General features: G+C 59.0%; 16 protein-coding genes. 9 read left to right on the top strand and 7 right to left on the bottom strand.

Annotated features, from left to right (window positions below; all coding sequences use genetic code 11):
- Nucleotides 1–3: 3 nt before the first annotated feature.
- From ACID345_RS15440 to ACID345_RS15410, 6 genes are all read left to right on the top strand, one after another.
- The gene (locus tag ACID345_RS15440) at nucleotides 4–321 is read left to right on the top strand and encodes a cytochrome C oxidase subunit IV family protein (RefSeq protein ID WP_011523795.1); all 318 of its coding nucleotides are present in this window, start codon (nucleotides 4–6) and stop codon (nucleotides 319–321) included.
- A gap of 152 nt (nucleotides 322–473) precedes the next feature.
- A complete protein-coding gene (locus ACID345_RS15435) occupies nucleotides 474–1,145 on the top strand; it encodes a zinc-ribbon domain-containing protein (protein WP_011523794.1) in 672 nt (223 codons plus the stop codon).
- A gap of 317 nt (nucleotides 1,146–1,462) precedes the next feature.
- Nucleotides 1,463–4,504: an FAD-binding and (Fe-S)-binding domain-containing protein gene (locus tag ACID345_RS15430; RefSeq protein WP_011523793.1), complete on the top strand. Its 3,042-nt coding sequence runs from the start codon at nucleotides 1,463–1,465 to the stop codon at nucleotides 4,502–4,504.
- Nucleotides 4,505–4,807: 303 nt separating this feature from the next.
- The gene (locus ACID345_RS15425) at nucleotides 4,808–5,500 is read left to right on the top strand and encodes a winged helix-turn-helix domain-containing protein (protein ID WP_011523792.1); all 693 of its coding nucleotides are present in this window, start codon (nucleotides 4,808–4,810) and stop codon (nucleotides 5,498–5,500) included.
- Entirely contained in the window at nucleotides 5,497–7,254 is a 1,758-nt protein-coding gene (locus ACID345_RS15420; protein WP_011523791.1) for a sensor histidine kinase, read from the top strand. Before ACID345_RS15425 ends, ACID345_RS15420 begins: the two co-directional genes overlap by 4 nt.
- Nucleotides 7,255–7,647: 393 nt before the next feature.
- Nucleotides 7,648–8,139: a prepilin-type N-terminal cleavage/methylation domain-containing protein gene (locus ACID345_RS15410; protein WP_011523790.1), complete on the top strand. Its 492-nt coding sequence runs from the start codon at nucleotides 7,648–7,650 to the stop codon at nucleotides 8,137–8,139.
- 94 nt (nucleotides 8,140–8,233) lie between these two features.
- Here ACID345_RS15410 and glpK read toward each other — a convergent pair whose 3' ends face one another.
- Together glpK and ACID345_RS15400 are read right to left on the bottom strand one after the other, a co-directional pair.
- The gene (gene glpK, locus ACID345_RS15405; RefSeq protein ID WP_011523789.1) at nucleotides 8,234–9,730 is read right to left on the bottom strand and encodes a glycerol kinase GlpK; all 1,497 of its coding nucleotides are present in this window, start codon (nucleotides 9,728–9,730) and stop codon (nucleotides 8,234–8,236) included.
- Between the two features lie 8 nt (nucleotides 9,731–9,738).
- A complete protein-coding gene (locus tag ACID345_RS15400; RefSeq protein WP_011523788.1) occupies nucleotides 9,739–10,545 on the bottom strand; it encodes an MIP/aquaporin family protein in 807 nt (268 codons plus the stop codon).
- Between the two features lie 76 nt (nucleotides 10,546–10,621).
- Between ACID345_RS15400 and ACID345_RS25655 the strand changes: the two genes are divergently transcribed.
- Nucleotides 10,622–11,587, top strand: coding sequence for an ATP-binding protein (locus ACID345_RS25655; protein ID WP_011523787.1), 966 nt, complete (start codon nucleotides 10,622–10,624; stop codon nucleotides 11,585–11,587).
- Nucleotides 11,588–11,626: 39 nt separating this feature from the next.
- Here the strand turns inward: ACID345_RS25655 and ACID345_RS15390 are convergent, their stop codons facing one another.
- The 5 genes from ACID345_RS15390 to ACID345_RS15370 form a co-directional block, all read right to left on the bottom strand.
- Nucleotides 11,627–12,553 (bottom strand): hypothetical protein, encoded by a 927-nt coding sequence (locus tag ACID345_RS15390; protein WP_011523786.1) that lies wholly within the window; start codon nucleotides 12,551–12,553, stop codon nucleotides 11,627–11,629.
- Nucleotides 12,550–13,425 carry an ABC transporter ATP-binding protein gene (locus tag ACID345_RS15385; RefSeq protein ID WP_011523785.1) on the bottom strand — a complete coding sequence of 292 codons (876 nt, stop codon included), beginning with the start codon at nucleotides 13,423–13,425 and terminating at the stop codon, nucleotides 12,550–12,552. The genes ACID345_RS15390 and ACID345_RS15385 overlap by 4 nt, the downstream gene beginning before the upstream one ends.
- Before the next feature lie 3 nt (nucleotides 13,426–13,428).
- Nucleotides 13,429–13,845 (bottom strand): GntR family transcriptional regulator, encoded by a 417-nt coding sequence (locus tag ACID345_RS15380; RefSeq protein ID WP_049761927.1) that lies wholly within the window; start codon nucleotides 13,843–13,845, stop codon nucleotides 13,429–13,431.
- A gap of 30 nt (nucleotides 13,846–13,875) precedes the next feature.
- On the bottom strand, nucleotides 13,876–14,448 hold the full coding sequence (locus ACID345_RS15375; protein ID WP_011523783.1) for a hypothetical protein: 573 nt from the start codon (nucleotides 14,446–14,448) through the stop codon (nucleotides 13,876–13,878).
- An 838-nt stretch (nucleotides 14,449–15,286) separates the two neighbouring features.
- Nucleotides 15,287–18,667 (bottom strand): FG-GAP-like repeat-containing protein, encoded by a 3,381-nt coding sequence (locus ACID345_RS15370; protein WP_011523782.1) that lies wholly within the window; start codon nucleotides 18,665–18,667, stop codon nucleotides 15,287–15,289.
- 259 nt (nucleotides 18,668–18,926) lie between these two features.
- Here ACID345_RS15370 and ACID345_RS15360 point away from each other — a divergent pair, with 259 nt between their 5' ends.
- Both ACID345_RS15360 and ACID345_RS15355 read left to right on the top strand, forming a co-directional pair.
- Entirely contained in the window at nucleotides 18,927–20,894 is a 1,968-nt protein-coding gene (locus tag ACID345_RS15360; RefSeq protein ID WP_011523781.1) for a serine hydrolase domain-containing protein, read from the top strand.
- A gap of 582 nt (nucleotides 20,895–21,476) precedes the next feature.
- On the top strand, nucleotides 21,477–22,067 hold the full coding sequence (locus tag ACID345_RS15355) for a hypothetical protein (protein WP_011523780.1): 591 nt from the start codon (nucleotides 21,477–21,479) through the stop codon (nucleotides 22,065–22,067).
- Nucleotides 22,068–22,098: the final 31 nt, after the last annotated feature.

The raw sequence follows: 22,098 nt of genomic DNA, 5'->3' as shown, positions 1-22,098 counted from the left end.
GCCATGGCCCATACGGAAGAAACCCACAACCACATCGTCTCGCCGAAGCTTTACGTCGGCATCTTCCTGTTCCTCATGGTGATGACCGCGCTCACTGTGTTTGCGGCCACGATTAACTTCGGCATCATGAACCCAGTGATCGCGCTCGTCATCGCTACCGCGAAGGCGACTACGGTCATCCTGTTTTTCATGCACATCAAGTACAGCACTCGCCTCACCCAGATCGTCATCCTGAGCACGCTGTTCTTCCTCTTCCTCCTGCTCGGCCTGACCCTAACCGACTACCTCTCGCGTGCCTGGATGGCCTACCCCAGCCGCTAACCCCACAACATTTTGTCCAAAAGAGGAGCCCCAGTCGGCTCCTCTTTCCGTTTTGCCCAATGCCTCGCGCTCTTTTCGCGCTATACTTTCGCCAATCGCAAGAAGCCGCTGAATGCCCCTATGGGCGCGCTTCTTATCCCTGAGGCTCATACATGGCTTTCTGTACGAATTGCGGTTCCACGATGGATGCAACCTCGCACTTCTGTACGAAGTGCGGTAAGAGCGTCACCCCGGCCGGCACCGCTCCCGCCGCCACATCCGCCGCACCTGCTGCGGTACCTCCGATCCAGGCCTACACCCCGCAACCTCCTTCCTCGGGCGGTAGCAACATCGGCAAAATTCTTCTGATCGTCGGTGGCGTGCTGGTCGTGATCTTCATCCTCAGCATTGGCTCGATGGTCTTCGTCGCCCACCGCATCAAGAGCCGCGTCGAACGCGCTCGCATGATGCACGACGGCAACTCCAATTCTGTGGATTTCGGCGGCTTCAAAGCATCCACCAACAAAAGCACCGCCCGCGACCTCGCTCGCAAAATCGGTGTCGATATGTATCCCGGTGCGTCGCAATCCGGCGACAGCTCCGAAGCCCAGTTCGGCAACATGACCACCGCCAGCATCAAACTCACCACCGGCGACTCCGTCCAGAAAGTCGCGGACTTCTACAAGTCGCGCTACTCCAGCGCCATGTCCTCCTTGGACGGCAACAAGTTCAGCCTCGTAAGCGACGACAAAGGCGGCACCCTCACCGTCAACGCCGAAGACATGGGTGGCGAAACCAAAATCGAAATCGTCAAAGTCTCCGGCCTGAAAATCGAAGTCAAATAACCACCGAAATTAGGGTTGTTCCTTCTGTCATCCTGAGCGGAGAATCCGGATCCCAATCCGGATTCGCAGTCGAAGGACTCCTGTCCTCGTGAGATCTCCTCGTGAGATCTCCTCGTGACATCTCCTCGTGACATCTCCTCGTGACATCGCTCCCGCGTTATTCGCGCACGTCGCACTCGCCTTGTATCAGGGCATCGCTTCAGCGATGCCGATCCTCTTCCTTAAAACTTTCGGGGCTTTAGCCCCTGCATCCCCCAACAAACCGTCACCGCCCCACGCCCACCCCCGCGTTATCATCTCCTGTTGCCAGGAGCCTCATGTCCACGGACCACCTCGTCTCCATCATCGCATCCGATGTCGACGCCTCCCGTCTCGAACACCGCCTCCGCTCCACCCTCGCCGGCGAAGTCCGCTTCGACACCAGCAGCCGCGCCCTCTACGCCACCGACGCCTCTAACTACCGCCAGATCCCCATCGGTGTCGTCCTCCCGAAATCCGACGACGACGTCCGCGCCACTCTAGCTGCCTGCCGCGAATTCGGCGCTCCCGTCCTCGCCCGTGGTGGCGGCACCAGCCTCGCCGGCCAATGCTGCAACGTCGCCGTCGTCCTCGACTTCTCGAAGTACATGAACCAGATTCTCGAGATCAACCGGGAAGGGAAGTACACCCGCGTGCAGCCCGGTGTCGTTCTCGATCAGTTGCGAAATGCTGCAACCAAAGTTGGCCTCACCTTCGGTCCCGATCCCGCTACTCACAGCCGCTGCACTCTCGGCGGCATGATCGGCAACAATTCCTGCGGCATGCATTCGGTCATGGCCGGCAAGACCGGCGACAACGTTCATGAACTCCGCGTCCTCACCTACGACGGCCTCGAGCTCACCGTTGGCCCAACGTCCCGTGAGCAACTCGATCAAATCCTAGCCGCCAACGATCGCCGCGCCGAAATCTATCGGTCGATGCAAGCCATTGGCGACCAATACGCCGACCTCATCCGCGCCAAGTATCCCAAGATCCCGCGCCGCGTCTCCGGCTACAACCTCGACGACCTTCTCCCCGAAAACAATTTCCACATCGCGCGCGCCCTCGTCGGCTCCGAATCCACGCTTGTCACCGTGCTCGAAGCCAAGCTCCGCCTCATTCATAACCCCGAGCACCGAGCCCTCGTCGTTCTTGGCTACGAAAACATCTTCGCCGCGGCCGACGACGTCCCTGAACTCCTGCACTTCAACCCCATCGCGCTCGAAGCCATCGACGGCAAGCTAATCACCGCCATCCGCCGCAAGCACCTGCGCCATCTCAACCTCGACCTCCTTCCCGAGGGCAGCGGCTTCCTCATCATCGAATTCGGCGCCGACTCCGCCAGTGAAGCCGCGCAGCAGGCCAGCGCCCTCCTCGCCCACGTTGGTTCGCGTGCCAAAGCGCGCCTCTACCAGCACGCCGCTGAACAAAAAACCGTTTGGGAAATCCGCGAATCCAGTCTCGGCGCCACCGCCTTTGTTCCCGGCGAGCCCCAACTCTGGGAAGGTTGGGAAGATGCCGCCGTTCCCCCCGCGCGCATGGGCGAATATCTTCGCCGGTTCCAATCGCTTCTCGACAAGTTCCATTACACCGGTACTCTCTATGGGCACTTCGGCCAGGGCTGCCTGCACACGCGTATCAACTTCGATCTCGAAACCGAATCCGGCGTCGCCACCTATCGCGCCTTCGTCGAAGAAGCCGCCGACCTCGTCGTCAGCTTCGGAGGCTCACTCTCCGGCGAACACGGCGACGGTCAATCCCGTGCCGAGCTCCTGCCGAAGATGTACGGCCCCGAACTCATCGAAGCCTTCCGCAAGTTCAAACAAATCTGGGACCCGCAGTGGAAGATGAATCCCGGCAAGGTCGTACTTCCCAATCGTCTCGACGACAACCTACGTCTCGGTCCCCACTACCATCCCTGGGAGCCGTCCACCCACTTCACTTTCGCCGCCGATGGCGGCAGTTTCGCCCGCGCCTCACTCCGCTGCGTCGGTGTCGGCGAGTGCCGTCGCCACGAAAACAAAGTGATGTGCCCAAGCTATCGTGTCACCGGGGAAGAGCAGCACTCCACCCGCGGCCGCGCCCACCTGCTCTTCGAAATGATGCAGGGCGAAATCATTCGCGACGGCTGGCAGAGCGAAGAAGTTAAAGAGTCGCTCGACCTCTGCCTCTCCTGCAAAGGCTGTAAAAGCGACTGCCCCGTCAACGTCGACGTCGCCACCTACAAAGCGGAATTCCTCTCCCACTACTACGAACACCGCCTCCGCCCGCGCCAGGCCTATGCCTTCGGCTTCATTCACGATTGGGCACGTCTCGCCTCACTCGCTCCCGGCCTCGTGAATCTCGCCACCCAAACTCCCGGCCTGAGTTCGATCGCGAAGCTCATCGCCGGCATCCCGCAGCAGCGGAGCATTCCCGCCTTCGCGCCGAAGACCTTCCAGCAACTCGTCCGCGACCACCAATCGCGCAACCTTGATGCCCCCAAAGTTCTCCTCTGGCCCGACACCTTCAACAACCATTTCTATCCCGACACCGCCGTCGCCGCGCTCGAAGTCCTCGAGTCCACCGGCTTCCAGGTCATCGTCCCGCAAGCCGACATGTGCTGCGGCCGCCCCCTCTACGACCACGGCTTCCTCGCGCAGGCCAAGCTCCAACTCGTCAAAACCATGACCACCCTCGCCGCCGAAATCGACGCCGGCATTCCCATCGTCTTCCTCGAGCCAAGCTGCGCCTCCGTTTTCCGCGATGAGTTAGTCAATTTCTTTCCTGACGGTCCCCGAGCCCAGCGCCTAAAAGATCAAACCTACCTCCTCAGTGACTTCCTCGAGAAGTACGCGCACAAGCTTCCGCTGCCCACTCTCCATCGCAAGGTCTTCGCGCACGCGCACTGTCATCACAAAGCCATCGTTGGCGTCGAGAGCGAACACAAGCTCTTCGACCGCCTCGGCGTGGATTACGAACTCCCCAACAACGGCTGCTGTGGGATGGCCGGTGCGTTCGGCTTCGAAGCCGGCGAGAAGTACGACGTCTCCATCGCTGTTGGCGAACACGAACTTCTTCCCAAGGTCCGTTCTGCCTCCCGCGACACCATCATCGTCGCCGAGGGCTTCAGTTGCCGAGAACAGATCGCGCAGCAAACTGATCGCCAAGCCCTCCACCCCGCGGAACTCCTCCACATGGCCTACCATCAAGGCCCGGAAGGCGAAATCGGCGATCCCCCCGAGTCCCGAATCGTCGAAGCCCGTCAACGCGCCGTCCGCACCTCCATGCTGAAATCCGCCGCCGTCCTCGCCGGCACCCTCCTCGGCGCCTACCTCCTCTGGCGCAACCTCCGTGATTAGGGTGGAGCGTTGATTGTGGAGAGTTGATTAACAACCTCTGTCATCCTGAGCGGAGCACGCGCAGCGTGCGCAGTCGAAGGACCCCTATCCCGTCACCCCTCTCATGGGTTATGCGCGTGGAGAAGTTCCCCGAGCGGCCAGTCCACACCCCTGCCCGTACAATCACTACTCTCTCCTGTCATCCTGAGGAGCGAAGCGACGAAGGATCTGCGTTCTGCCATTTCCCCCAATCCAAAGTTAAAACTCCATGAATCCCTGCTTTCAAACGGCTGCAATCCGCCTCCTCTTGTTTACAATTAGCTCGTGAAACAAACGGTCTTTGTCGTCGAAGATGATGCCGATATTGCTCGGCTGGTGCGCTATCACCTGGAAGGCGCAGGGTTCGCAGTTCGCACATTTCTCACGGGAAACGGCGTAATCCCCGAGTCGGAAAAAACGCCTCCTAATCTCTTTCTCCTGGACATCATGGTCCCCGGCGCGGACGGCCTCGAAATCTGCCGCCAGATCCGCCACAGCCGCAGCATTGCCATGACTCCCGTGATCTTCCTCACCGCCAAAACATCGGAAGCCGATAAAATCGCCGGCCTCGATCTCGGTGCCGACGACTACATCGCTAAGCCCTTCAGCCCGCGCGAGCTCATCGCCCGCATCAAGGCCGTGCTTCGCCGCTTCGAGCGCCCACTGCCGCCCGCCGTCGTTACCGCCGGCGACATCGTCATTGATAACGGCGCTATGACGCTCACGGTTCGTGGCAATCTGGTTACGACCACTGCCACGGAATTCCGCCTGCTCGAGTACCTCGCGCGCCATCCCGGCCGCGTCTTCACCCGCGACCAGCTCCTTGATGCCGTCTGGCGCGAAACCCACTACGTCACCCCGCGTTCGGTGGACGTTTACGTCCGAAGGATTCGTGAGAAGATTGAGGAGAATCCCGAGGATCCCCGCTATTTGAAGACGGTGCGCGGGGCCGGCTATCGGTTCGAGGTACCGAAGTGAGAGGAAGGATTTTCCTCAAACTCTTTTTTGCTTATCTCGTCGTTATCGCCGCCTGCACCCTGACCCTCGATATTGCCATCCGTCGCGCTTGGGTCAACTCTCTTCAAACTGAAATCGAATCCTCGCTGCGCGAAAAAGTGCAGCTCTTCGCGCTGCGCGTCCAGGCTGAACGCAATGCCGACTTGCCGTCGATCGCCCGCGTAGTCTCCAAGGCCGCCAACGCTCGTGCCACCGTCATCACCTCCGACGGCCTCGTTCTGGCCGACTCCGACGCCAACCCCGCCGACATGGAGAACCACGCCACGCGGCCTGAGTTCGTCGCCGCATTGCATGGCAACATCGGCACCAACACGCGCCGTAGCCATACTCTCGGCATCAACTTTCTCTACACCGCAGCCCCCATTCCCGGTGGCGCCGTTCGTCTCGCTTATCCGCTCTCCGCGCTCGATGCCATTACCGGACAAGTTCGCCACACCCTGCTGCTGAGTTCGCTGCTCGCCGCCGCGCTTGCGCTCCTGCTCGCATCATTTGCCACCCAAAACATCAGCCGACGCCTCAAGGCCATCGTCTACTTCGCTGATCGCATCGCCGCCGGAGATCTCTCGGCGCGAATCGCTGAAGATTCCACCGACGAAATCGGCAAGGTCGCCACCGCGCTCGACAAGACCGCTCGCCAGTTGCAGGAAGTATTCGCGCAAGTTGAAAGCAGTCGCCAGGAACTCGAAGCCCTGCTCAACTCCATGCAGGAAGCCGTCATCGCCGTCTCCAACGATGGCCGCCTGATGTGGGCGAATCAGCGCATGGAACGCATGCTGCCCACCGGTATTCGACGCAATGGCAAGATCATCGAGACCGTCCGCGACCCCGAGTTCCTCCGCGGCGTGCAGGAGGCACTCGAGAGCCGCCGTGTCACCTCGACCCGCGTGAGCACTCTTCTGCCCGGACGCACCTTCACTGCGACCACCGCGCCTATGCCCGGCGGCGGCGCAGTGGCGGTTCTCCACGACCTCACCGAAACCGAGCGCGTTGAAAAGACTCGCCGCGACTTCATCGCCAACGTTTCGCACGAATTGCGCACGCCGCTGACTTCCATCCAGGGCTATGCCGAAACTTTGAGCGAGGCCTTCCGCGAAGATGATCCGGCCCGCGAATTCGTGGAGATCATCCGCCGCAACGCCCAGCGCATGTACCGGCTCACCGAAGATCTCCTCACTCTCGCCCGCGTCGAAAGCGGGGAACAGCGCATGGAGTTCCACGCCGTCACTCCCGGCGAGCTCCTTGCGGAAGCGGAATTAAATTTCCAGGACCACCATCGCGGCGCGGGCATCGAGCTCTCGGTGATGAACACCGCGCAAGGCGAAGTCGAAGTCGACCGCGACGCCCTTCGCCAGGTCTTCAGCAATCTGCTCGACAACGCCGTGAAGTACGGCGGCACCGGCGGCAAAATTCTCCTCGGCTCCCGCGACGTCGAAGACCGCGTCCTCTTCTACATCCGCGACTTCGGCCCCGGCATTCCCTCAGAGCACTTGGCGCGTCTCTTCGAACGCTTCTACCGGGTCGACAAAGCGCGCTCCGTGCAATCCGGCGGCACCGGCCTCGGCCTCGCCATCGCCAAACACATCGTCCGCGCCCACGGCGGCGAAATCCGCGCCGAAAGCGAACTCAACCACGGCGCCGTCTTCTCCTTCATCCTCCCGCGCAAGCAACTCCTGTTCATGCCCGCCCGCAGCAACAAAACCAGCGCCGTTTCGTAGTTCGCGCCTCGTATCAGGGCACGACTTCATAGACTGCTGGGAAAACTCGTTTCGAAAGGTTTTGTATCGGGGCACGACCTCACAGACTGCTGAAAAACTCGTATCGAGGCGAGTTTGTATCAGGGCACGACTTCAGTCGCTCCGAAAATCGCCTTTTGAAACGGGGCTTTAGCCCCTGCTGCGCAACCAGCCCGCACTACTCCATCCCTCACACCGCCCTCTCCTGTCATCCTGAGGAGCGCAGCGAGAAGGATCTGCTGTTCCGCCAAGTCCAACAGGAATGCCCCTGACATTACTTCCGTCATCTTCCCACTTCCGTGCCACTGGGCTAACGTTCCCGCAGTTCGTAGACAGTCCCGCTTATCTCCCCAGAATTCGCAAGGTGAATTCGAGATGGCGGCAGAAAAAGGTTTCTCGCTAATTGAACTGCTGATTGTGGTGGCGATCATCCTGATCATCGCCGCGATCGCAATCCCAAATTTGTTGCGGTCCCGCATGGCGGCGAACGAAGCATCGGCCGTCGGCTCACTCCGCACCATCAACACCGCGGAAATGACTTACTCCTCCGCCTATCCCGACGTCGGTTTCACCCTGACCCTCACAAACCTTGCGGGCCCCACGCGTATCTGCGATACCGGTAGCCGCCGCGCGACTTCCACGCGCGCCTGTCTCATCGACAACGTTCTCGGTGCTGGCACTAAGAGCGGTTACACGTTCGTCCTCAGCGGCGCCGCCGCCGCCACTCCGCAGTCGCTCTACTCCATTGCCGCGAGCCCAATCACGGTCGGTTCCACCGGTCAGCGCGGATTCTACAGCGACGAAACCGGAGTCATTCGCTACAACCAAACCGGCTCAGCAACCTCGAACGACAACGCGCTGCAATAGAAAGCATGCCGCGCCAGAAACGTCGGGTGCCCCATGTCTCGCGTTTTTCGAGACGTGGGATTACGAGACGTGAGAACACGAACTCCTCAAGCTCCTACGCTTCTTCCCATCCCTTAACCCTCGACAGCGCCTTCTCCCACTGGTGTCGCAGCGCCAGCGCTTCCGCACTCCCCATGCGAGGCTCGAACCGTTTTTGTTCCACTGGCATCTTCGCGATGACCTGAGGATCGCTCCACAATCCCACCGCGATGCCCGCGAGAAAAGCCGCACCCAGCGCGGTCGTTTCCGTCACCGACGGCCGAACCACCGGCACCCCCATAATGTCCGCCTGGAACTGCAACAGCGTCTCGTTCGCTGCCGCTCCACCATCCACGCGAAGCTCCGGCAGTGGCACACCGGTATCGCGCTGCATCGCGTCCAACAGGTCGGCCACCTGGTACGCAATACTCTCCAGCGCCGCGCGCGCGACATGTCCGTCGGTTGTCCCGCGCGTAATTCCGAAAATCCCGCCCCGCGCATACTGGTCCCAGTGCGGCGCACCGAGTCCGACAAACGCCGGCACCACGTAAACGCCACCATTGTCCTTCACGGAATTCGCCAGCTCCTGGAATTCGCCAGAACTCCGCACCAGCCGCAATCCATCGCGCAGCCACTGCACTACCGCGCCGCCGATGAACACGCTGCCCTCAAGCGCATACTCCACAACGTCGCCAATCTTCCACGCCACGGTCGTCACCAGCCGGTTCGACGTCGGCACCGCGCGTTCGCCCGTGTTCTGCAGCATGAAGCAGCCGGTCCCGTACGTGTTCTTCGCCATCCCCGGGGAAGTGCATCTCTGTCCAAACAATGATGCCTGCTGATCGCCCGCAATCCCCGCAATCGGAATCGATTCCAGCCCCAGGCTCGTCTGCACCGTCCCATACACTTCGCTCGACGACCGCACCTCCGGCAGCATCGATGCCGGAATCTCCAGCAGCCTCAGCAGTTCCTCGTCCCATTGGCAGGTGTGAATGTTAAACAGCATCGTTCGCGAAGCATTGCTCACGTCGGTGATGTGTAGCTTCCCGCTCGTCAGCTTCCAGATCAGCCAGCTGTCTACGGTGCCGAACGCCAGCCGTCCGCGCTCCGCCAGGCTTCTTGCTTGCGGAACGTTGTCGAGAATCCACCGTACCTTGCTCCCCGAAAAGTAAGAGTCAATGAGCAGCCCAGTGCGTTGCTGCACAAACTCCTCGTGCCCCGCGGCTTTCAGCTGATCGCAGAATCCGGCCGTCCGCCGGTCCTGCCAAACAATCGCGTTATAAACGGGCCTCCCGGTTTCGCGGTCCCACACCACGGCAGTCTCGCGCTGGTTAGTAATGGCGATCGCCGCCACGTGACGCGAGCGAAGTTCCGCCCGGCTCAGCGCCTCCACTGCCACGCTGATCTGCGACGCCCAAATTTCTTCCGGGTCGTGCTCCACCCATCCTGCTTGCGGAAAGATCTGCGTGAACTCGCGCTGCGCCACCGAACGCACCACTCCATCCTGATCGAACACAATGGCGCGCGAACTCGTGGTCCCCTGGTCGAGAGCAAGGATGTATGGCAAACGCACCTCCGAAATTATTTCGAGGAAGGTAGAAACGGCCTGACACCGAAATCGTAAATCGCAGCCCCAATCACCCCGCCAAGCAGCGGCGCGACAATCGGAATCCACCACACCCTGCTTCCATCGGTAATTCCGTTCTGCCGGAATCCCGCGACTACTGTGAACAGCCGCGGTCCAAAGTCGCGCGCCGGATTGATCGCATACCCGTGCATCGCTCCAAAGCTCATGCCAATCGCCACCACCACGAGCCCGATCATCAGCGGCGTCAGGTTAGATTGCGGCGGCATGTTCCGCTCATCGGTGATCGCAAAGATCATCAGCAGCAGCAACGCTGTGCCGATCAATTGATCCAGGAACCCCGCCAAGGGAATCTCTCCGAACGCCGGAAACGTAGTGAACACGCCCGCCGTGCGCGCCAGCCCCGGATCGACTTTGTGAAATGCCGGCAGATAGTTCAGGTAGACGATCGCCGCGGCTACGAACGCTCCCGCCGTTTGCACCAGAGAGTAGGGAACTACCTTGCGCCAGGGAAATCCGCGGAACACTGCCAGCGCCAGCGTCACCGCCGGGTTCAAGTGCGCGCCGGAAACCCGCGCCGCGATGTACATCCCCATCGTGACCGCCAGCCCCCAGCCGATCGTAATGTTGGTATAGCCGCCGTTAATGGTTTCTCCGGGGTGTGCAGAAGGGAACAGCTGCACCATGGCGACGACGCCAGTCCCAAACAGAATCAGGACCAGCGTCCCCAAAAATTCAGCAAGGAGTTCGGCGGCGAGTGTCGTTCGTGCGGTCATCGGCGTTGTATCGAAATTTACGGCCATGGCATCTTCGCCGAAACGTCGCCATCCGTAAAGGGAGTTGCGGTATATTGCTCACTCGCATGTGCAAGGAGGAATCGTGCCCAGCAACGAATCCGAACGGCTGAAAGCGCTGCGTCAGTACAAAATCCTCGACACCCAGCCCGAGCAGGCATTCGACGATCTCGCCCTCATCGCCTCCCACATCTGCGAAACTCCCATAGCGCTCATCACCCTGGTAGACGAAGATCGCCAGTGGTTCAAGTCCCGCATCGGCATCGACGTACAGGAGACCGCGCGCAGTATCTCTTTCTGCTCGCACGCCATCGAGCAAAAGGGCGTCTTCACCGTGCCCGATGCCACCCTCGATCCTCGCTTCCGCGACAATCCTGTCGTGAAAGGTGAGCCTCACATCCGTTTTTATGCTGGAGCTCCTCTTGCTTCTCGCGATGGTTATGCCCTGGGAACTCTCTGTGTAATCGACTACGTCCCACGCACCCTGACGCCTGAACAAAAGAATGCGCTCACAGCGTTGGAACGCCAGGTCGCGGCCCAGCTCGAACTGCGCCGCAATCTCGAGGAACTTCGGGTCGCGCTCGAAGGCATCGAGAACCTCAGCGCGATGATCCCCTATTGCTCCACCTGCCAGATGAACATCGTGATCCCCGCCGATCCCGAAGACATGAAGAAAATCAGCGCCGGGGTCGTAGAACTCCTCAATAACAAACGATGGACGCAAAGCGAAATCGCCGACGTTCAACTCGCGCTCGACGAGGCCCTCATCAACGCCATCCGCTATGGTTGCAACAACGATCGCAGCAAGCACGTGCAGTGCTGCGTCACCTTCGACGACTCCGGTGAATTGGTCGTAGTGATCAAGGACCCGGGCCCCGGGTTCGACGTCAAAGCCGTGCCGAACCCTTTGGAGGGCGAAGGCTTGTTCCGCGGCAGCGGCCGCGGCGTTTTCCTCATCAACAAATTAATGGATACGGTCGAATATGCAGACCAGGGCAGCAAGGTGCTGATGCGCAAACGTCCCGAAGCTTCACTGTCCCCCTCGCAATAAAACGTGGGCTCTTGCCGGCACGTGATAGTGAGCCCGCAATTACACGGCTCCACGCCAGCGACGCAGGCGCGCAGCGGCGAGCAGGAACCCAGCCGTAAGTACGAACCCAAACCAAAGCCCCGGGCTGACCAGGAATTGACCGGCGTGGTGCGGTGTAAGCATGTCCATGGTCATGCCGTTGCCGCCGCCACTTTGCGATGATCCTCCAAGACGTTGCAACAGTAGCCCGCCAAAATACGATGTGTTGAAGGCAATCTTCTCGATTACCACGACCGCGACCGCTGGTAACACGGCCCACAGCAGCGGTGTTCGCTTCGACCACGCCGATACCAATAACAGCCAGCCATAGAATGGCGCATACCACAAGCCGTGGTACACCACCAGGTGATAGAAGTGAATGCCTGCGGTCTGCAGTACTGGTACGTGCGTCCACAGCACCGAGGCACTCATCCCATGTGCGGCAAATACCACGCTGCCCACAATCAGCATGATGATCTGCGTTGCTACCGTGACCGCGAAGCTCACCAACGGGAGCACCAGGATCGGGATGCTCGCCTTCGCGAGCACAGTCATCAGGTCAGAGACCGGCAGCGATTTCCAGAACAGGATGCTGCGATCTCGCCGCTCCCCGTACAGTGCATCGAGACAATAAAACGCCGCGACCACCATATCGACCATCATCAGGATCAGCGCAGCGAACAGGAACGGCTGTTCGACTACGGCGCGCAGTCTCATCGGGTCGCCGGCCGAGAGAGCCCGGACTTTATCTGGCAACCGCAACAACGAAATCGCAAAACCAGTCAGCACCACCCCGCCGATCGCGAGCGGCGCAAGATAGATGGAACGGTTCTCCCAAAGTTCGCGTCGCACGCACCATACGAACCGACGCATCGCCGATATCTGCGCCGCGGGCGGGCTCGTTGTGGTGACTTGAGACTCCATCATCAAGTTCGAAGAAGCGTTCATTGCAGGCCTCCCCGTGCCCCGGTTTGCGAACTGTCCATGATGGCGACGAAAAGGTCTGCCAGGTTCGGCGTCCGTGTCGAACCCCATCCGGCAAGTTGTGCCCGATCCACCCCATCGAACAGCAGAACCGTGCGACCAAGGGACGATCGCTCATACACCGGTCTCAGCGCCCTGGCGGCAACCACGTTTTCCGGCTTGGCCGTAAGCTCCACGTAACGCGATTCGATCTCGTCAAGGCTTCGATTGAAGACCAGCCGTCCGCGGTCCATGAAGATCACATCGGTAAGAATGTTCTCAATCTCTTCCACCTGGTGGGTCGTCACGATGATCGTGCGGCTTCCATCGAAGTAGTCGTTGAGCAGCGATTCGTAAAACTGTTTTCGAAACAGGATGTCGAGTCCCAATGTCGGCTCGTCCAGCACCAGCAATTTCGCGTTAATCGCCATCACGACCGACAGGTGCAATTGGGTAATCATCCCTTTCGAGAGCTCGCTGACTTTGCTGGCGTGCCGGATAGAAGTCCGCTTCAAGAACCCTTCAGCCTTCTGACGGTCGAAGAGCGGGTGTACTCCCGCGACGTAGTCCAGCACCTGCGACACCTTCATCCATCTTGGCAGCACCGCCACGTCCGAGATAAAGCACGCCTCGCGCATCAGTTCATCGCGCGCGCTCCACGGATGTTTCCCCAACACCCGCAAGTCTCCCTGGCAAGGCGTGAGTCCGAGAATGGCGTTGAGTGCAGTCGTCTTGCCGGCGCCGTTAGGGCCGATCAGTCCAACGATGCGGCCCTCCTTCACCTCGAGATCGATGCCATCAAGCGCAACCGTTGTGCCATAGGTCTTCCGCAGTCCGCGTGCCTGGATGCAGATCATGACTCACTCTCCTCCTTGCGAGGATTTGCCTTGCTTCTTCTTCGACGATGTACCGCCAGCCGACGAGCTTGCCGATCTCCCGTTAAGAAGATCGGCAGGCTTAAGGCCCAGCCGCTCGATGGTCTCGGATATCCGTGGCCAATCTTCCGTCAGGAACTTCTCTCGCTCCGCATTCAAAAGAAGAGCGCTAGCTCCGGAATTCACGAACATCCCAAGGCCCCGCCGTGCCTCGATCAGCCCTTCATCCACCAGTTCCTGGTAACTCTTCAACACCGTCAGCGGGTTCACATGATATTCGGCCGCCACGGTGCGCACCGAAGGCAACGGATCGCCATCCTTGAGGACCCCATCCAGGATCATCGCGACAACCCGATCCCGGAGTTGCCGGTAAATCGGCTGATTTTCATTCCACTGGTCCATCCTGGTTTCCGAAACTCCCTCACCACTCGATCACTTCGTGCGGGTCAGCGTCATCCGAGCATGCACTGGTTTATCGCCCGGCAACATATAAGTCCACTCTTCCACATGATGGTCCGCATCCACCATGGTGAATGTGGCGTGGGCCATGTGACCGTGCTGATTGCTGCCGGAAAGATCTACAAAGTCGAAGTCGATGGTTTTGCCGTCGGCAGATTTGCGCGCCACCATGTGCGGCCGATTGCCGGCATCGCAATAGTGCACCAGCGAGAGCGCATTGTCGTCCACGTAGAACATCGTCACCGGATGATCGTACTTCGTCGCGTCGAGTACCGTGCCCGCTTCCTGGAACTCGTGCACCAGCGTATGCCCGCGGGAAGTAACCCGCATCGTCAGGTGCAGCGGCTTAATCGGCTGATCTTTCATGCCGGGCATCGGCGGTTCCACAGCGACCGCACCCTCCCACTCGCCGGCCAACGCCTTGATCTGAGTAAAGGTCTGCTGCGCCTCGGACGGAGCAGCCTTCTCCATCGGGTGTTCCATTTGTTGACAAAAAGCAGCAGCAGGCAGAACAACAAGCAACAACAAACGCCAAAGCGATTTCATAACCCATCTCCTGAAGAATTTTCCGCTGGTAGGGCAAGCCTCGCCAGTAGGTGTTGTAGTTAACTACAACACCATATCAGATGCAAGAGTTTTCTTTGGCATTGGCTGGAATTTGGGAAGGCGACCCTTTGCGCCGCCAGTTTTGTATCAGGGCGCGACTTCAGTCGCGCCGCAAGCTGCCTCCGTGGAAACGAGGCTTTAGCCCCTTGTATGTCTCGCGGTCAGCCCACACCAAAGCTCGCGTCTCCAACACTCTCTCCTGTCATCCTCGAGGAGGGCGTAAGCCCGACGAAGGATCTGCTGTCACCGCCAGGCGTGAGCCCCACCACCGCCTCCCTGCCACTACTCTCTCTTGTCATCCAGAGGAGGGCGACAGCCCGACGTGGGATCTGCTGTTCCCCCCAGACGTGAGCCCCACCACCGCCTCCCTGCCACTACTCTCTCTTGTCATCCAGAGGAGGGCGTAAGCCCGACGTGGGATCTGCTGTTCTCTCGCCGGAGTAACTCCTTACTAAACGTACCCCTCCCCACCCCTATCCGTGTTTTCATCAACTTACGCTATACAAAACGCGCAAATTCCTCCATCCAAAGAGAGTTACAGGTAAATTCCTCCAAGCACAGGGAGTTAAGCCTGACAGTTGCGAAGTCCTGCAACTGTCGCCGACGCGCCGATATTTACAAGTTGATAAATAGCTTCACGGCGTTGTGGGAATACTCCACATGCGCAGATTACGCATGTCTTGTCACGATGTATGTGAGGTGCGACACGGACCGACGTGCGATGGGTCACACGGCGGGGAGTAACGATGCGACCGCGGCACGACTAGTTAGACCACCCTTACGGGTTCCGATAAGAATAGTCCACCCACTGCCACGCGCCGTTGACAAACGAATTCAAGCGCACATAGATCGTTGCGCCGGTAGCGGGAAGGCCAGTGACGGTCGCACTCGTGGTTCCGGTTTCGATGAACGCAATGTTATGGGAACCCACCCCTCCCGTACCTACGTACAAACTGAATTCGCTGACTCCAACGCCGCTCGTCCATGTGAAAGTCGCAGAGTTGCCGGAGATACTGCTTCCAGGGGTGGGCGAGATCATGGTTGCGGGCGCGGGAGTTCCACTTCCACTTATATAGGTGTAGCTCTGGCTAGTCCACGCGCCGTCGATATACGAATTTACTTGAACGTAGATTGTGCTCCCGTCGGCAGGGAGGTTCGACACGCTGGCACTGGTAGTCGTGGCGTTGATGAAATCCAGATCGTGAGTGCCGTAACCCTTTGTCCCGACATACAGACTGTAGTAGGTGACGCCCGTTCCGTGGCTCCACGTAAATGTCGCATCCTTGCCGACTAACATCGTGCCGGGCAGGGGCGAGGTCATCTTGGCCTTGGCAGGTGTTCCAGGGAGGATATACGTATAAGAATTTGAATAGTACACCCCTCCGACAAGCGAGAAGAGCGTGACGTATAGGGAGGATCCCGTGGATGGGAGGTTTTTCACAGTCGCGGACGTGCTCGAATGCGCATTGACGTACCCGAGGTCGTCCCGACCGGGTTTAGTGCCGAGGTACAGGCTGTACTGCGAAGCACCCGCGGCTGCTTTCCACGCGAAGGTTACGGTAGTGCTGGTTAGAATCGATCCAAGAGCGGGGCTAATCATCGTGGCGGGAGCACCGACGTGTTCTGTCAGGATGGCGGTCGTGTGTGGTTGAAAGTTGTTATCGCCGGAGTATGTGGCCGTGATTTGGTGCGTTCCGGCAGTCAATCCGGAGACCTTCACGTCAAATACTCCCGATACCCCGGATTCTCCCAGCACAGTGCTCCCATCGCGCAGCGTGATGGTGCCCGAAGGCAAGCCTGTCTCCGGCAAACTCGCAGCGGAGGTCACGGTGAAAGTCACAGGTTGGCCTACGTTGGATGGATTGCGGGAAGATTGCACGTTAAGCTGCGTTCCCTGGCGATTCAATAGAATCGAGAAGTCTTCGGTGACGAGGTCCAAAGCCCCGTCCCCATTGAAGTCTCCAGCTGCCAGCCCGGTTGCACTGAGTCCAACAATGTAATTCACCGGCGGCTGCAAACTGCCATCGCCATTTCCGAGAAGCAGGCTTACGGTGTGTCCCGTCCCACTCGCTACGTCAAGGATGCCGTCGCCGTTAAAATCTCCGACCGTTACACTTTGTGATCCAACGGCCGCATAAACTTTGCTGGTCTGGAAAGTACCATCGCCATTACCAAGGAAAATACTGATGCTGCCACTCCCGTCGGAAGCTACGATGTCCAATTTGCCATCTCGGTTAAGATCTCCGATCGCAAGCGACTGCGAACTCTTTATAGCTGGGAAGAGTTGGGGGGCGCGGAGCGTGCCGTCCCCGTTGCCGAGCAAAACGGCGATACCCCCGTCTGAATTTGAAACCGCGACGTCCGGAGCGCCGTCGCCATTGAAATCGCCAACTACGACCGATTGCGCATTGGGCAGAAACGGATTAAGGTAATCAGCCGCAGCTCCGGTTGGGTAGGCTTGGTGGACCGGGAAAGTGCCATCACCGTTTCCTAAGAGAATATAAGCATTCGCTCCATCAGAAACGACAAGGTCGAGTTTGCCATCTTGATTGAAGTCACCCGTCGCAATAGATGTAGGCGTGTCTCCAACTCCAAAGTACAGGCTCTCCGGCCACCGCTGCCAAGTTCCGTTTCCATTTCCCAATAGCACCCCTACCGAACCTGCGCTAACGCAATAGGGGGGAGGATTGCCTGGGCCAGGGTCGCTATAAAAGACGTCGCAAGAGTGTAGAATGGCAGCGTCGAGTTTGCCATCGCCGTTGAAATCTCCCACTACCGCCCCATCGGACTGATATGCAACTTGATAATAACGTTGGCCCGTTTGCACGGTGCCATCCCCGTTTCCTAGAGAGATGAAGGCGCGAGTGTCGAATACTTCGAGTACGTCGAGTTTCCCGTCGCCGTCGAAGTCACCCACCGCGACCCATCCCCCTACAGCGTCGAAACGTTCGTCACCCTCAAAAATGTAATAACTTGCTGGCGCAACATACGTGCCGTCCCCTTTGCCTCTCAATAGGGTCACGGCTCCGTCTCCACAAATAGACGGGTTAGCGCACGAGGTCAAAACTGCGAGATCAAGCCTGCCGCTGCCGGTAAAATCGGACAGCACCAACCCTCCTGCTACCGGCCGGTTCCCCACGGGGTAGAGCACACCCGGTTCAAAGGTGCCGTCCCCCTTTCCGTTTACAACTTCCACGTTTTCAGAGCTGGACAGCACGATGTCTGGATGGGAATCGCCGTTCACATCGGCAAGCAATAATCCCTGTACACCGCTCCCATAACCAAAAAAGCCTTGGGGCGGTTGAAACGTTCCGTCTCCATTGCCCAGGAGCACGACAACCAGGGCCCTTGGAGTTCCATCCGAGTCGCCGATACCACCCTCTATCAAGTCGAGCTTGCCGTCACCATTGATGTCGCCTACTGCAGTACTCACCGTGTTCCCAATCTTCTGGGAACCTACAGGCGGTTGAAAAGTGCCGTCGCCATTGCCCAGTAGGACGCACTGACGTCCTGCCACGATGTCGGTCTTGCCGTCTCCGTTGAAATCCCCTGTGGCCAAATAGGTAGCGCATGGTTTCGCGTACTCGCCTATCGCGTTGAAGGTGGCGTCGCCTTTCCCGATCAGGACGCTCACCATGCCATCGACTAAAACCGCAAGGTCGGGTTTGCCGTCGCCGTTGAAGTCTGCAACGGTCAACATTTGCACGCTCGTGCCGACGGCAACATCCGTGTGCGATTGGAAGGTTCCGTCGCCATTTCCGAGGAATACGCTAATGCTCCCACTACCGCTGTTTGCTACCGCTAAGTCTAATTTTCCGTCCCCATTCAAATCTGCCGCGGCGATCGAGACCGGGGAAGATAAGGCTGGGTACGATACGGGGGCTTGGAAAGTGCCATCGCCTTTGCCCAGGAGAACCGTGATCGTGCCAGAAACGTTAGTTACCGCGACATCCATGTAACTATCGTTATTGAAGTCGCCCTTAGCGATCGAAGTGACACCGGAAGGACCAGCGGGATATTGTTTGGGTGTGAGAAATACGTTGGGTTGCGTCGAGCCAGACGCCGCAGGCGTGCGCTTTGCCTGAGTGAGATCCTGAGAGTATGCGCTGAATACCGCAGTGAAAACTAAAAAGAAACTAACCGCAGCCACTTGGCGCATGGACATCCTCCGAAGGGCCGACGGACTGTTGACGATATCGATTCTGCTCGCCGCGATTCTACTCTGCAATTCACCGACATTCGGAGAAATCAAACTCGATTCAGAAACTGGTCGTGATGCGACCTTCGTGCCGCTGTGGCAATTCGAGAAACTGGCCATCCCGAAAAGGTGGCGTTAAAGGCGCAGGCGATCGCCTCGAAAGCAAGGTCCTTTCCCCTAATCCCGTGTTCTCCTCTACAATCCTCCCCCGGAGGCCTCCATGCGTGCTCGCGCATTTCTAGCTTTCCTTTTCACCCTCGTTCTCGTCTCTTCTCTCTCTTCCCAGAACTCCGCCGAAAAACTCGCGGCCGACACGCCCAAGACCACCGTCCTCGGCAATCCCTTCATCGCTCCGAAGGACTGGTCGGTTCGCGTGAAAGGTCCCGCGACGATCATTGAAGCGCCCGAAGGCGATTCCTGGATCGCGCTGGTTGACGTGAAGGACGCCAAGACCGCCGACGAAGCCCTCGCCGCCGCGTGGAAAGCCTATAAGCCCGACGCCAAGTGGCCGGTGAAAGTTACCAGCGATCTTCCCGACAGAGATGGCTGGAGCAAGCGCCGCGAATATGACTACCAAACTTCGCCCAACGAGAAGCGCGGCGTCGGCGCGCTCACTTACTACTCCGGCACCGCATGGACCGTGATCATCGAAGACCTGGCCGATGCCACCGCCGAGAAGCGCGGCGGCCAGGCCGATGTCATCTTTAGTCGCCTCTTGCCCAAGGGCTACAGCCGCGAAACGTTCGCCGGCAAGAAGGCCAACAGACTCGACCAGGCGCGGATCGCGGAGCTTTCGCGCTTCGTCGAGCAGGGAATCAAGGAGACTGGCGTCCCCGGCGTCTCCTTCGGTCTCGTCCAGGACGGCAAAGTCGTCTTCGCCGACGGCTTCGGCGTGAAAGAACTCGGCAAGAGCGACAAGCCCGACGCCGACACTCTCTTCATGATCGCCTCCAATACCAAGGCGCTGACCACGCTGATGCTCGCCCGACTTGTGGACGAGAAGAAGCTCAACTGGGACACGCCGGTCACGCAGCTCTTCCCATCATTCAAGCTCGGCGACGAGGCGACCACCAAGAGCGTACTCGTGAAGCACCTCATCTGCGCCTGCACCGGCATGCCGCGCCAGGACCTCGAATGGCTCTTTGAATACGGCAAGATGACGCCGGAAAGCTCTCTGGCCCTTCTCGGCACCATGCAGCCCACGTCGAAGTTCGGCGAACTCTTCCAGTATTCCAACCTCATGGCTGCAGCGGCCGGTTACACCGCCGCACACGTCGTCCATCCCGACACCGAATTGGGCAAAGGCTACGACGAAGCGATGCAGTCCTACGTCTTTGATCCGCTCGGCATGAAAGCGACCACGCTCAGCTTCGATCGCGCCCTCGCCGCCAACCACTCCGAAGCGCATTCGCCCGACATTAATGGCAAGCCTGCCAAGGCGCCCATGAATGTGAACGAGGCGGTGGCTCCGCTGCGTCCGGCCGGCGGCGCGTGGAGCAACATCAACGACATGTTGAAGTACGTCTCCATGGAACTCGCCAACGGCAAGCTCCCCGATGGCAGTACCTACGTCTCGAAAGAAGCACTCCTGCAACGCCGCGCGCCGCAAGTAGCAATCGGCAAAGATGTCACTTACGGAATGGGCCTGGAGGTGGACACCACCTACGGCGTGCCTGTAGTCCATCATGGCGGCGATTTAATCGGGCATCACAGCGACATGATCTGGCTGCCGGATCAAAACGTCGGCGCCGTGATCCTCACCAACGGCGATCCCGGCTGGCTCATCCGCGGACGCTTCAGCCGGAAGCTGCTCGAAGTCGTGTTCGATGGTCGCAAAGAAGCCGACGCAGAACTCAAGTCCGACGCCGACAGCTTCTACGCCGCTCTCGCCGCCGAACGCAAGCTGATGACCGTCCCCGCCGATGCGACCGAGAGTGCGAAGCTGGCGAAGCACTACTCGAACGCATCGCTGGGCGACGTTGACGTTAGCCAATCCGGATCCGCGACAATCTTCGACTTCGGCGAATGGAAGAGCGAAATGTCTACGCGAAAAAATCCCGACGGCACGATCTCCTTCATCACCATCCTTCCAGGAATGGAGGGTTCAGAGTTCGTAGTCGGCTCCGGCCCCAAGAAAACTCTAACCATGCGCGACGCCCAACACGAATACGTCTTCGAATCGAAGTAAGTCAGGGTGCCCCGTCCTTATCGCGCAGCGCGATAGGGCGGGGATTTTCATCGTTTCAGCCGAGCGGCCAGCCCGCACGATCGCCGGCACAATCACTGCTCTCTCCTGTCATCCTGAGCGCAGCGAAGGATCTGCTGTTGAGCCGAGCGGCCAGCCCACACGGTCGCTCGCACTCCCACTACCCCCTCTTGTCATCCAGAGCGCAGCGAAGGATCTGCTGTTCGACTGTTTACCACTCAATCAACAAACTCTTCCACTCCGCATATACCACCTTTGCGGCAAATCCGCCGATCACTCAAAAATCATGGCTGTACGCTCCCTTTTTCAGGGTTTCAGAGAAAGAAATCACGGTGCAAAACCGGCCCCTGTCCGGACCGCCCTTTTGCAAATACCCTCTAAATAAGCACTTAGAAAAGTATGTTTACCACTTAATAACTTCGGGTTTTCTGGTAAGTTTTCCTTGAGTTTTCCCGCTAACTTGGAAAATCGGGTCCACAAAAGCACTGTTATTCCTGCCAGTTTGCCTTCGCCCTCCGCTTCGGTACCTTCGTGGTGCCGCTGAGAAAGCGATAAGGAGAGCACATGTTGAAGCGCCGTAATTTTCCGCTCGGCACGTTGATCGTGGCTGCCGTGCTGGCGGTTTTCCCCGTGATTGGAACTGCGCAGGAAAAAGGTGCCGTCGAAACCATTGATGCCACTGCGATGGGCACCAGTACGCAGTTGGGCAAGAACGTCTCAATCAAGATCCGCATCGAACGCTACGCTACCGAAGAAGAACGCAAAGCGCTCGTAGACGCCTTCATGCAAGGCCAGTCCGAAGGCCTCATCAAGAAGCTCGAGAAGATGCCCTCCATGGGACGCATCTCGCTGCCCTCCACAACTGGCTATCAACTCGCATTCGTGCGCGAGATTCCAACCGCGACCGGCCGCAAGATTCGCTTCGTCACTGATCGTCCGTTGGCATTCGGCGAAGTGCGGCAGAACACGCGCTCGCAGGCGTTCGGCCTGACTGCAGGCGAAATTGACATCAACGATAGCGACAAAAATAAGACCACCGGCGTGCTCTTTCCCGCGGCGCAGCTGATCATCAACGCCGAAGGCGAGCTCCAGATGGAGCTCTACCAGAACCCATGGAAGCTGGTGAACATCATCGAGTGGAAGAAGAAAGATTAACGATTCAGACCAACAAGAAAAGAGCCGCGGC

Origin of the sequence: Candidatus Koribacter versatilis Ellin345, assembly GCF_000014005.1 — a bacterium.
Taxonomy (GTDB): Bacteria; Acidobacteriota; Terriglobia; order Terriglobales; family Acidobacteriaceae; genus Korobacter; species Korobacter versatilis_A.
Note: the sequence above shows the minus strand (reverse complement) of the source record. Positions and strands in the feature narration are given on the sequence as shown.